General features: G+C 62.3%; 10 protein-coding genes. 7 read left to right on the plus strand and 3 right to left on the minus strand.

Annotated features, from left to right (window positions below):
* Positions 1 to 21: 21 nt before the first annotated feature.
* The 3 genes from ydcS to KSS91_RS06050 form a co-directional block, all read right to left on the minus strand.
* Complete coding sequence (ydcS, locus tag KSS91_RS06040; protein WP_217837339.1) at positions 22 to 1,173, minus strand: putative ABC transporter substrate-binding protein YdcS; 1,152 nt, start codon at positions 1,171 to 1,173, stop codon at positions 22 to 24.
* An 84-nt stretch (positions 1,174 to 1,257) separates the two neighbouring features.
* Positions 1,258 to 2,745, minus strand: coding sequence for a gamma-aminobutyraldehyde dehydrogenase (locus KSS91_RS06045; protein ID WP_217837340.1), 1,488 nt, complete (start codon positions 2,743 to 2,745; stop codon positions 1,258 to 1,260).
* A 102-nt stretch (positions 2,746 to 2,847) separates the two neighbouring features.
* Positions 2,848 to 3,762 (minus strand): LysR family transcriptional regulator, encoded by a 915-nt coding sequence (locus tag KSS91_RS06050; protein WP_007975056.1) that lies wholly within the window; start codon positions 3,760 to 3,762, stop codon positions 2,848 to 2,850.
* Between the two features lie 183 nt (positions 3,763 to 3,945).
* On the opposite strand from KSS91_RS06050, the gene KSS91_RS06055 reads away from it, so the two are divergent.
* The 7 genes from KSS91_RS06055 to KSS91_RS06085 all read left to right on the plus strand — a co-directional run bounded on the left by KSS91_RS06055 (position 3,946) and on the right by KSS91_RS06085 (position 12,350).
* Positions 3,946 to 4,638, plus strand: coding sequence for a tellurite resistance TerB family protein (locus tag KSS91_RS06055; RefSeq protein ID WP_217837341.1), 693 nt, complete (start codon positions 3,946 to 3,948; stop codon positions 4,636 to 4,638).
* A gap of 310 nt (positions 4,639 to 4,948) precedes the next feature.
* Positions 4,949 to 6,571 (plus strand): methyl-accepting chemotaxis protein, encoded by a 1,623-nt coding sequence (locus KSS91_RS06060; RefSeq protein ID WP_217837342.1) that lies wholly within the window; start codon positions 4,949 to 4,951, stop codon positions 6,569 to 6,571.
* Positions 6,571 to 7,107, plus strand: coding sequence for a chemotaxis protein CheW (locus KSS91_RS06065; RefSeq protein ID WP_217837343.1), 537 nt, complete (start codon positions 6,571 to 6,573; stop codon positions 7,105 to 7,107). Before KSS91_RS06060 ends, KSS91_RS06065 begins: the two co-directional genes overlap by 1 nt.
* On the plus strand, positions 7,104 to 8,375 hold the full coding sequence (locus tag KSS91_RS06070; RefSeq protein WP_217837344.1) for a CheR family methyltransferase: 1,272 nt from the start codon (positions 7,104 to 7,106) through the stop codon (positions 8,373 to 8,375). The genes KSS91_RS06065 and KSS91_RS06070 overlap by 4 nt, the downstream gene beginning before the upstream one ends.
* Complete coding sequence (locus KSS91_RS06075) at positions 8,372 to 9,052, plus strand: chemotaxis protein CheW (protein WP_126049604.1); 681 nt, start codon at positions 8,372 to 8,374, stop codon at positions 9,050 to 9,052. Before KSS91_RS06070 ends, KSS91_RS06075 begins: the two co-directional genes overlap by 4 nt.
* A complete protein-coding gene (locus tag KSS91_RS06080; protein ID WP_217837345.1) occupies positions 9,049 to 11,343 on the plus strand; it encodes a hybrid sensor histidine kinase/response regulator in 2,295 nt (764 codons plus the stop codon). Before KSS91_RS06075 ends, KSS91_RS06080 begins: the two co-directional genes overlap by 4 nt.
* Positions 11,340 to 12,350 carry a chemotaxis response regulator protein-glutamate methylesterase gene (locus KSS91_RS06085; RefSeq protein WP_015093723.1) on the plus strand — a complete coding sequence of 337 codons (1,011 nt, stop codon included), beginning with the start codon at positions 11,340 to 11,342 and terminating at the stop codon, positions 12,348 to 12,350. Before KSS91_RS06080 ends, KSS91_RS06085 begins: the two co-directional genes overlap by 4 nt.
* Positions 12,351 to 12,397: the final 47 nt, after the last annotated feature.

Genomic DNA, 12,397 nt, shown 5'->3' on the forward strand with positions numbered 1-12,397 from the left:
TTTTGATCTTGAGAAGAGGGCTTAACGGCCGCCCATGATCGCGATGTAGTCCTGGGTCCAGCGGCTGTACGGCACGAACTTGCCGCCTTCAGCCTGCGGGGTTTTCCAGAAGGCGATCTTGTCGAACTGGTCGAAACCGTTGGTCTTGCAGCCTTCGGCGCCGAGCAGTTCGCTCTCCTTGCACGCCGCCGGGACTGCTGGCAACGAGCCGAACCACGCCGCTACGTCGCCCTGGACTTTCGGTTGCAGCGACCAGTCCATCCACTTGTAGGCGCAGTTCGGGTGCTTGGCCTCGGTGTGCAACATGGTGGTGTCGGCCCAACCGGTGGCGCCTTCTTTCGGGATGGTCGAGGCGATTGGCTGTTTCTCGTTCATCAGGCCGTTGACCTGATACGGCCAGGCGCCGGAGGCGACCACGCCTTCGTTCTTGAAGTCACTCATTTGCACGGTGGTGTCGTGCCAGTAGCGGTGGATCAACGGCTGCTGGGCGCGCAGCAGGTCGAGCACGGCCTTGTACTGGGCTTCGGTCAGTTCGTACGGGCTCTGGATGCCCAGTTCCGGTTTGGCGGTCTTGAGGTACAGCGCTGCGTCGGCGATGTAGATCGGGCCGTCATAGGCTTGCACGCGACCCTTGTTCGGCTTGCCATCCGGCAGGTTTTCGGCATTGAACAGCACGCCCCAGCTGGTGGGCGCGGTCTTGAACACGTTGGTGTTGTACATCAGCACGTTCGGGCCCCACTGATAGGGGGTGCCGTAGGTCTGCTTGTTGACCACGTACCAGGGGGCATCCTTGAGGCGCGGGTCGAGGTTTTTCCAGTTCGGGATCAACGCGGTGTTGATCGGCTGCACACGCTTGCCGACGATCAGGCGCAGGGAGGCGTCGCCCGACGCCGTCACCAGGTCGTAACCGCCCTTGGCCATCAGGCTGACCATTTCATCGGAAGTGGCTGCGGTCTTGACGTTGACCTTGCAGCCGGTTTCCTTCTCGAAACCGGTCACCCAGTCGTAGGCCTTGTCGCTCTCGCCACGTTCGATGTAGCCAGGCCAGGCCACAATATCCAGTTGGCCCTCGCCAGCCCCGACAGCTTTGAGCGGCTCGGCGGCCTGGAGGCTGGCACTGGCCAGCAGCGCGGTGGTGATTGCACTGAGCAGTGCGGTCTTGTGCACGAACATGGGAATTCCCTCTTCTTTAATTATGGTCGGGGCAGTGTTTTGAACGTGGTGAAGCATGCCGTTGGTGGCTTGTTATTAGCGTAGTCAGAGATGCTCGCCATGGCGGGCCATGATGTGCCGCACCACGCTGTAGTCCTGAAGCGAATCGCTGGACAGGTCCTTGCCGTAGCCCGAACGCTTCAGGCCGCCATGGGGCATTTCGCTGACCAGCATGAAATGGCTGTTGATCCAGGTGCAGCCGTACTGCAGGCGCGCTGCGACCTGCATGGCCTTGTCGAGGTTCTGGGTCCAGACCGACGACGCCAGGCCGTATTCCGAATCGTTGGCCCAGTCCACCGCTTGTTCCAGTTCATCGAAACGGGTCACGGTGACCACCGGTCCGAACACTTCGCGCTGGACGATCTCATCGCTTTGCTTGCAGCCGGCCAACAGGGTCGGCTGGTAATAGAAGCCGGCGCCGGAATGCACGGCCGCGCCGGTCACCCGCTCGATGTGCGGCTGGCCGAGGGCGCGTTCGACAAAACTGGCCACGCGGTCGCGCTGGCGGGTGCTGATCAGCGGGCCGATTTCGTTGTCGGAGTCGCGTTTGCCGGCAAAGCGCAGGCTGCTGACGGCCGCGCCGAGCTCGGCCACCAGACGGTCGTGAATCCCGGCCTGGGCATAAATGCGGCAAGCGGCGGTGCAATCCTGACCGGCGTTGTAGTAGCCATAAGTGCGCACACCTTCGATCACGGCCTGAATGTCGGCATCGTTGCAGACGATCACCGGAGCCTTGCCGCCGAGTTCGAGGTGGGTACGCTTGAGGGTTTTTGATGCGGCCTGGAGGATTTTTTGCCCGGTGACGATATCGCCGGTCAGCGACACCATGCGCACTTTAGGGTGGCTCACCAGGTGGCTGCCGACGCCTTCGCCACCCCCGCAAACGATATTGATCACACCCCGTGGCAGGATCTCGGCGAGCGCGGGTGCCAGGGCCAGGATCGACAACGGCGTGTGTTCCGACGGTTTGAATACCAGGGTGTTGCCGGCGGCGAGGGCCGGGGCGATTTTCCACGCGGCCATCATGATCGGGTAGTTCCACGGCGCAATCGACGCCACCACCCCGATAGGGTCGCGGCGCACCATGCTGGTGTAGCCCGGCAGGTATTCGCCGCTGAGCTGGCCGGTCTGGCAACGCACGGCGCCGGCGAAGAAGCGGAACACGTCGACCGTGGCACTCAGGTCATCCTGACGGGCCAGGTGCAACGGCTTGCCGCAGTTCATGGATTCGAGGCGGGCCAGCAGGTCGGCGTTTTTTTCGATGGCGTTGGCGATGTCCAGCAACAGGTTCGAACGTTGTTGTGGCGTGGTCCGTGACCAACCAGCAAAGGCGCGGTGGGCGGCGAGGATCGCGGCTTCGACTTGCTCGGTGCTGGCTTCGGCGATTTGCGTGATGACTTCGCCAGTGGCCGGGTTGAGAATCGGCTCGACACAGCCCTGACCGGCGACTAATTCACCATCGATCAACAATGCGGTGAACAACGGGGTCTGCGCGCCAGCCATTTTTCGGGTTCTCTTTTCTTGTGTGGCCATGGTGTTCCCAGTGGTTGGGACCCGGCCGTCTTATATAGATGTAACAAGACTAGTTCGCGGGCCCGAGGACAACAAATACTAAATACTGAAGGCAGCGTTCGATTAAATAGATGGCTTGCGCCCGCCATGGGGTTGTTCGCGGGCGACCGTCAGGAACGGGTCCACCAGCGCCGGTCGCGCCGTGCCGCGACGCCAGGCGAGGCCGACATCCAGGGTCTGGCTGAGGTCGGCAATCGGCCGTGCTTCGATGATGTCGCCCTCCAGCGACCACGGGCGATAGGTCATGTCGGGCTGGATCGATACGCCCAATCCGGCGGCCACCAGGCTTCGCACTGCTTCGGTCGAGGCCGTGCGCAGGGTAATGCGCGGTTGCAAAGAGGCTGCCGACCACATGCGCTGGGCATTGCGGTCCATTTCATCGACGTTCAGTTGAATCAATGGCTCGCGGGCCACATCGGCGAGGTTGATGCTGTCGTGTTCCAGCAATGGATGCTGGGCCGGCAGCCATAGCCGGTGCGGCGAGTGGGTCAGCACTTCGGTCTGCAAGGCGTGGCGGTCTTCGAGGTTGGAGAGGATCAGCACGCCGACATCGATCTCGCCGCTGACCAGCAAATGCTCGATGTACGGGCGTTCATCTTCCATTACGCGGATTTCCACGTTGGGGTAGGCGCGCTGGAAGCGAGTGAGCAAATCCGCCAGGTAATAACCGGCCACCAGGCTGGTCACGCCGACGATCAATTGCCCGGCGACCTGGTCAGTGCTCTGTTGCAGGCTGCGCTTGGCGTTATCCACGGTGGCCAGGATCAAGTGCGCCTGACGCAGGAATTGATGGCCCTGGTGGGTCAGGGTCATGCCCTTGGCGTGGCGGCTGAACAGGCTGACGCCGATTTCCTCCTCCAGCTGCTGGATGGCCAGGGTCAGGGTCGACTGGGAAATGAACGCGGTTTGTGCGGCGGCGGAGATCGAACCGGTCTCGGCCACAGCGATGAAATGGCGGATCTGACGCAAGGTCATCATGGGGGAGGCACCCGGTGGGCTGTTTTTATCGATTTGTTGGAGTGTATATCTTTTTTTTCGATGGTCAGCGCCAGGTGCCCTGGCGATGCAACATCTGGAAGCACTCTCGCGCACGGGGCGTCGGCACTTTCGATCTAGGCTGGTGCCCTTGATTTCAGGCTAAACGTCCTGTGGAGGCAGCAAATGAACACCCGTGGATTGCTCGATCAACTACTCAAGTCCGGTCAGGACCTGCTTCAGAACAAGGCCGGTGGCTCACAGCAAAAAGGCGCGAGCGGTGGCACCGGTGCCCTCGGCGGTTTGCTCTCCGGCGCAAGCGGCGGGGCATTGGCGGCAGGCGCCATGGGCTTGCTGCTCGGCAGCAAGAAAGCCCGCAAGGTCGGCGGCAAGGTTGCGGTCTACGGCGGCCTCGCCGCGTTGGGGGTGCTGGCCTACAAGGCCTACGGCAACTGGCAGGCCCAGCAGGGCACTGCGCCAGAAACTGAACCGCAAACCCTCGACCGCTTGCCTGCCGCGCAAGTCGAGCAGCACAGCCAGGCGATTCTCAAGGCGCTGGTGGCCGCGGCCAAGGCTGACGGGCATGTCGACGAGCGTGAGCGCGCGCTGATCGAGGGCGAGTTCATCAAGCTCGACAATGATCAGGAGCTGCAACACTGGCTGCACGCCGAACTCAACAAGCCGCTGGACCCTGCCGACGTCGCCCGTGCCGCGCGCACGCCGGAGACTGCCGCCGAGATGTACATTGCGAGTGTGATGATGGTCGACGAGGAGAACTTCATGGAAAAGTCCTACCTGGATGAACTGGCGCGGCAACTCAAGCTGGAGCCGGGGTTGAAGGTTGAGCTGGAGAAGCAGGTTCGCCAGGCTTCGATGTAATTGTGGGAGCTGGCTTGCCAGCGAAGGCGGTCATTCAGTCGGTAATCGGTTGTCTGACACGACGCTTTCGCTGGCAAGCCAGCTCCCACAGGGTCCTGGTTTTCAGCCACGCCACACCCCCAATGGCCGATCCGTCGCCCGATTCTACCCAATCACCCCTAACACCCATTCCCTCAATTAGCGGACAGTCCCACCCTGAGCCAATCCCGCTTTTTTCAACGGGATGGGAAGTGGATTGCATCTGTCTTATAAATGAAACACAGCCCTCGGCTATACTCCCCGCATTTCGAATCAGGCCCGAGGATTGACTGTGAAGAACTGGACGTTACGCCAACGCATTTTGGCGAGCTTTGCGGTAATTATCGCCATCATGCTGCTGATGGTGGTTGTCTCGTATTCGCGGCTTCTGAAGATCGAAACCAGCGAAGCCAGCGTTCGTGAGGATGCTCTGCCCGGGTTGTATTACAGCTCGATGATCCGCGGCGCCTGGTCCGACAGTTATTTGCGGATGATGAGGATGCTGGGACTGGAGCAGGGACAGGGCTTCACCGACATGGATGCGTCGGACTTCAAGGATTTTTCCGCGCGTCTGCAAGAGCAGATGGATTTTTATCGTCAAACGATCACGACGGAAGAAGACAAGGTCGAGTTCGGCGCGTTCGAAACCATCCACAGGGATTACCACCGGACCCTGCTTGCCGTTGCCGAGTTGCATAAACGCAACCAGGACGCGGAAGCCATCAAAATGTTCAATGAAGAACTGACCCCGGTCTGGACGGCTGGTCGAACGAAGCTCAGTGAGATTCTGCGTCATAACAAAGCAGTGGCGGACCAGGATGTTGCGGCCATCGATGATGCGGTGCTCACCGCAAAAACCATCATGGGCATTTCCCTGCTGGTGGCGGTGCTGGCCGCCGGTCTCTGCGGTCTGTTGTTGATGCGCGCGATCATGGCGCCGATGAACCGTATCGTGCAGATCCTCGAAGTCATGCGCACCGGTGACCTCAGTAACCGCCTGAACCTGGAGCGCAAGGACGAGTTCGGTGCGGTAGAGACCGGTTTCAACGACATGATGACCGAGCTCACTTCGCTGGTGTCCCAGGCCCAGCGTTCTTCGGTGCAGGTGACCACCTCGGTGACCGAGATCGCCGCCACCTCCAAGCAGCAACAGGCAACTGCCACGGAAACCGCCGCCACCACCACGGAAATCGGCGCGACCTCCCGTGAAATCGCCGCCACCTCCCGGGATCTGGTGCGCACCATGACCGAGGTTTCAACCGCCGCCGATCAAGCTTCCGTGGCCGCCGGCTCCGGGCAACAGGGGCTGGCGCGCATGGAGGAAACCATGCACTCGGTGATGGGCGCGGCCGATCTGGTCAATGCCAAGCTGGCGATCCTCAACGAGAAGGCCGGCAACATCAATCAGGTGGTAGTGACCATCGTCAAGGTGGCCGACCAGACCAACCTGCTGTCGCTCAACGCCGCCATCGAGGCCGAGAAGGCCGGTGAGTACGGGCGCGGTTTTGCCGTGGTCGCCACCGAAGTACGGCGCCTGGCGGACCAGACGGCGGTGGCCACCTACGACATCGAGCAAATGGTGCGCGAGATCCAGTCAGCGGTATCGGCCGGGGTCATGGGCATGGACAAGTTCTCCGAAGAAGTGCGTCGCGGCATGTCCGAGGTGCAGCAGGTCGGCGAGCAATTGTCGCAGATCATCCATCAGGTCCAGGCGCTGGCGCCGCGGGTGCTGATGGTCAACGAAGGGATGCAGGCCCAGGCTACCGGTGCCGAGCAGATCAACCATGCGCTGGTGCAGTTGGGTGATGCCAGCAGCCAGACGGTCGAGTCTCTGCGCCAGGCCAGTTTCGCCATCGATGAACTGAGCCAGGTGGCCGTCGGGCTGCGCAGCGGCGTTTCGCGATTCAAAGTCTGATGAGCGAAATCACGGCCAAGCGCTCTGCCGTGAAGCAGGCGCTGCATGCATTGTTTCTGGTGTTTCGCATCGGCAGCGAGCGCTATGCCTTGAAGGCTGTCGAAGTGGCTGAAGTGCTGCCGCGCCTGCCCTTGAAGCCCATTGCCCATGCCCCCGCCTGGGTCGCCGGGGTGTTCGCCTACCGGGGCGCCGTGGTGCCGGTGATCGACCTGAGTGCGCTGACGTTTGGCGCGCCGGCACAGGCCCGTACCAGCACCCGGCTGGTGCTGGTCAACTACTGCCCGGATGAAACCGGCGAGACACAGCTGCTCGGGCTGATTCTGGAACAGGCGACCGACACCTTGCGCTGCGATCCGGCGGATTTTCAGCCCTACGGCCTGGACAATCGCCAGGCGCCTTACCTGGGGCCGGTGCGCAAGGACGAGCAAGGCTTGCTGCAATGGGTGCGGGTCAGTGATCTGCTGAACGATCAGGTGCGCGCCTTGTTGTTTCCTTCGCCGCCAATGGATCCGGCGCTGCTGGAGGTGCGGCCATGAGCAGCGATCAGCGTTTTTTCGACTTCCTCAAGGAGCGAATCGGACTCGACGTGACCTCGGTGGGGCCGGCAATCATCGAGCGGGCGGTGCGCCAGCGCAGCGTGGCTGCGCAAGCAGCCTCGGCCGATGAGTATTGGCTCACCTTGCAGGGCTCACGGGACGAGCAACAGGCATTGATCGAAGCGGTGATCGTTCCGGAAACCTGGTTCTTCCGGTATCCGGAGTCCTTCGCCACTCTGGCGAAACTGGCGAGCAAGCGTCTGGCTGAAATCAACAACCTGCGCGCACTGCGGATTCTCAGCCTGCCGTGTTCCACCGGTGAAGAACCGTACTCAATCGCCATGGCGTTGCTCGATGCCGGGCTCAAGCCGCACCAGTTCAAGGTCGACGGCATGGACGTCAGCCCGTTGTCGGTGGATAAAGCCAGGCGAGCCTTGTACGGCAAGAATTCCTTTCGGGGCGAGGACATTGCGTTCCGCGACCGCCATTTCATTGCCGAAGGCGACGGCTATCGCCTGGACCCGCGTGTGCAGGAACAGGTGCGCTTGCAGGTCGGCAATCTGCTGGACCCGGCCTTGCTGGCTGGTGAACCGCCATTCGATTTCGTGTTTTGTCGCAACCTGCTGATCTATTTCGACCAGCCGACCCAGAAGCAAGTCTTTGAAGTGCTCAAGCGCCTGACCCATGATGACGGCGTGCTGTTTATCGGCCCGGCCGAAGGCAGTCTGCTGGGGCGTTTGGGGATGCGCTCGATCGGTATCGCGCAGTCCTTCGCCTTCAGTCGACAAGGGACTGCGGAGCCTGAACCCCTGCCGACATTCGTTCCAACCCCCTTGCCTGTGCCGCAACCGTTGCGCAATCGACCAACTGCGCCGGTGCGCAGTCGTCCGTTCGCCGCTGTTGTGCCATTGGCGCCTGTGCCGAAATCCTCTGGCGCCGATACGGCCGTGCTGCTGGCGAACATCGCCGGGCTGGCCAACGAAGGCAAAAGCGCCGAGGCAAAGGCTGCGTGTGACAGCTATTTGCGCAGTCATGAACCGGTAGCCCAGGTCTTCTATTGGCTGGGACTGCTCAGTGATGTAGCGGGAAACGTCCTGGAAGCCCAGGGCTTTTATCGCAAGGCGTTGTACCTCGAACCGCAACATCCCGAAGCGTTGATGCATCTGGCCGCCTTGCTGCAGGCCCAGGGTGACGCGGCGGGGGCCAGACGATTGCAGGAACGTGCCGCCCGCAGCGCACGCGCCGCCGACAGTGAGCGTAAACGATGATCGCCTCCGACACCTTCAGCGTCACCCGGGATGCCCAGGTCATCGACGATTGCTGGAACCGCATCGGTATCCACGGCGACAAGTCCTGCCCGTTGCTGGCCGAACATATTCATTGCCGCAATTGTGCGGTGTATTCGGCCGCCGCGACGCGTCTGCTCGATCGTTATGCCTTGCAGCAGCAAGAGCGCGGGCCAGTGTCCGTCGGGCTCGAGAGTGAGGTGAAAACCCGCTCGTTGTTGATGTTCCGTCTGGGAGAAGAGTGGTTGGGCCTGGCCACGCGCAGCCTGGTGGAAGTGTCGCCGTTGCAGGCGATTCACTCTTTGCCGCACCAGCGCTCCCGGGCCTTGCTCGGCGTGGCGAATGTGCGCGGCGCGCTGGTTGCCTGCCTGTCGCTGGTGGAACTGCTCGGGCTCGACGGAACCGGCAATGTGGCACCGGGCGCGCGGGTCATGCCGCGCATGCTGATTATCGCGGCCCACGGCGGGCCGGTGGTGGTGCCGGTGGACGAAGTCGACGGGATTCACGCCATCGACGAGCATATCCTCGATAGCGCATCGCGCTCGGGGGCCCAGGCCAGCGCCAGATACACCCGTGGCGTGTTGCAATTCAAAGGTCGCAGCCTGCGTTGGCTGGATGAAGAACAGCTGTTGTCCGCCGTGACCCGGAGCCTCACATGACCCCCGAGCAAATGCGCGACGCCTCTTTGCTGGAGCTGTTCAGCCTGGAGGCCGAAGCCCAGACCCAGGTCTTGAGTGCCGGCCTGCTGGCGCTTGAGCGCGATCCGACCCTGGCCGATCAGCTTGAATCGTGCATGCGTGCGGCGCACTCGCTCAAGGGAGCGGCGCGGATCGTGGGCGTCGATGCCGGGGTCAGCGTCGCCCACGTGATGGAAGATTGCCTGGTCAGTGCCCAGGAAGGGCGCCTGTCGCTGCGCCCCGAACACATCGATGCGTTGCTGCAAGGCACCGATCTGCTGATGCGCATCGCCACGCCGGACAACAACCCGCAGGCCGCGGACATTGAGGCTTACGTATCCTTGATGGCACGCTTGCTGGATCCGACAGCGCTGCTGGTTGCGCCTGCCGAACCGGTTATGGCAGAACGGATTATCTCCGAGCTCATGCTCGAAGCACCCGCGCCCGAGGTCGAGCCGCCGGCGCCTGTCGTCGAACCGCCTGCGGCGCCCGCCCTGCGCAAGACCAAACGCACCACCGAAAATGGCGAACGTGTGTTGCGCGTCACCGCCGAGCGCCTGAACAGCCTGCTCGATCTGTCGAGCAAATCCCTGGTGGAAACCCAGCGCCTCAAACCGCACCTGGCGACCATGCAACGACTCAAGCGCATGCAGAGCAACAGCCTGCGAGCGCTGGAGAATCTCAACGTTCACCTCAAGGATCACGCCTTGAGCCTGGAAGCCCAGGAAGCCCTTGAGGATGCGCGGCGCCTGCTCGCGCAATCCCAGCAATTGCTCATGGAAAAGAACGCCGAACTCGATGAGTTCGCCTGGCATGCCAGTCAGCGGGCGCAGGTGTTGTACGACACGGCGCTGGCCTGTCGCATGCGGCCCTTTGCCGATGTGCTGACCGGGCAGGTGCGCATGGTCCGTGATCTGGGGCGCGACCTGGGCAAACAGGTGCGACTGGAAATTGAAGGCGAGAAGACCCAGGTCGATCGCGACGTGCTGGAAAAGCTCGAGGCGCCGCTGACTCACCTGCTGCGCAACGCGGTCGACCACGGCATCGAACTCCCGGAACAACGCCTGCTGGCCGGCAAGCCGGCAGAAGGTTTGATTCGCCTGCGCGCTTCGCATCAGGCTGGTTTGCTGGTGCTTGAATTGAGCGATGACGGTAACGGCGTGGATCTGGAAAAGGTCCGTCGCAGTATCGTTGAACGAAATCTGTCCCCCGCAGAAACCGCCGCGCAGTTGAGTGAAGAAGAGCTGCTGACGTTCCTGTTCCTGCCCGGTTTCAGTCTGCGCGACAGGGTCACCGAGGTGTCCGGTCGTGGCGTCGGCCTGGATGCGGTGCAGCACATGGTCCGGCAATTGCGCGGCGCGGTGGTGCTGGAGCAGACGGCGGGCGAGGGCAGTCGTTTCCATCTTGAAGTGCCGTTGACCCTGTCGGTGGTGCGCAGTCTGGTGGTGGAAGTCGGCGACGAGGCCTATGCCTTTCCGCTGGCGCACATAGAGCGCATGTGTGATCTGGAGCCGGCGGACATCGTGCAGGTCGAAGGTCGCCAGCATTTCTGGTACGAAGGCCGGCATGTCGGGCTGGTGGCGGCCAGCCAGTTGCTGCATCGCCCGGCCAGCCAGAACAGCGGGCAAACCCTGAAAGTCGTGGTGATTCGCGAGCGCGATGCGATCTACGGCGTGGCCGTGGAGCGGTTTATCGGTGAGCGGACATTGGTGGTGCTGCCGCTGGATGAACGTCTGGGCAAGGTGCAGGACATTTCCGCCGGGGCCCTGCTCGACGACGGTTCGGTGGTGTTGATCGTCGATGTCGAAGACATGCTGCGGTCCGTGGAAAAACTGCTCAACACCGGGCGCCTGGAGCGCATCGCCCGCCACAGCAATCAGGTGGTCGAGGCGGCCCGCAAACGAATTCTGGTGGTGGACGATTCCCTGACCGTGCGAGAGTTGCAGCGCAAGCTGTTGCTCAATCGCGGATACGACGTGGCGGTTGCGGTAGACGGCATGGACGGCTGGAACGCGTTGCGTTCGGAGGATTTCGATCTGTTGATCACCGACATTGATATGCCGCGCATGGACGGCATCGAACTGGTTACGTTGCTGCGTCGGGACAATCGCCTGCAATCGCTGCCGGTGATGGTGGTGTCCTACAAGGATCGTGAGGAGGACCGGCGCCGTGGACTGGATGCCGGCGCCGACTATTATCTAGCCAAGGCCAGTTTTCATGACGACGCCTTGCTCGATGCAGTGGTCGAGCTCATCGGAGGAGCGCGGGCATGAGGATCGCAATCGTCAACGACATGCCCATGGCGGTGGAGGCCCTGCGCCGCGCCCTGGCATTCGAGCCGACACACGAGGTGGTCTGGGTCGCCGGCAATGGCGCCGAAGCGGTGCGCCTGTGCGCGCAGGACACGCCGGACCTGATCCTGATGGACCTGATCATGCCGGTGATGGATGGCGTCGAGGCCACGCGGCGGATCATGGCCGAGACCCCGTGCGCCATTGTCATCGTCACCGTGGATCGCCAGCAGAACGTGCACCGGGTGTTCGAGGCCATGGGCCACGGTGCGCTGGACGTAGTCGACACCCCGACCGTCGGCGCCGGCAATGCCCAGGAGGCAGCTGCGCCGTTGTTGCGCAAGATCATTAACATTGGCTGGCTGATCGGCGACAAGGGCAACCGCCCGCGCCCGGCGCCGGCACCGTTGCGCAGTTCGGGCTCACGCCAGAGCCTGATCGCCATTGGATCATCTGCCGGTGGGCCGGCGGCGCTGGAAGTCTTGCTCAAGGGCCTGCCGCGCGATTTCTCTCCGGCCATCGTGCTGGTGCAGCACGTTGACCAGGTGTTTGCCGCCGGCATGGCTGAATGGCTCGGCAGCGCCAGCGGCCTCAACGTGCGCCTGGCCGAGGAAGGCGAGAAGCCGCAAAGCGGCACGGTATTGCTGGCCGGCACCAATCACCATATTCGCTTGCTGAAAAACGGCACGCTGGCCTACACCGCCGAACCGGTCAACGAAATCTACCGGCCCTCCATCGATGTGTTCTTCGAAAGCGTGGCCAGTTACTGGAACGGTGACGCCGTGGGGGTTTTACTCACCGGCATGGGGCGTGATGGCGCCCAGGGGCTTAAACTCATGCGCCAACAGGGCTACCTGACCATCGCACAAGACCAGGGCAGCAGTGCGGTGTACGGCATGCCGAAGGCGGCCGCAGCCATCGACGCTGCCGTGGAGATTCGCCCGCTGGACAAGATAGCGCCACGATTGCTGGAGATTTTCGCCAAATGAGCACATTTTTCCTCATTCCTGGCTCAAGTAGTACTCAGGTGACCGCA

The sequence above is a fragment of the Pseudomonas azerbaijanorientalis genome (genome assembly GCF_019139795.1).
GTDB classification, from domain to species: domain Bacteria; phylum Pseudomonadota; class Gammaproteobacteria; order Pseudomonadales; family Pseudomonadaceae; genus Aquipseudomonas; species Aquipseudomonas laurylsulfatiphila.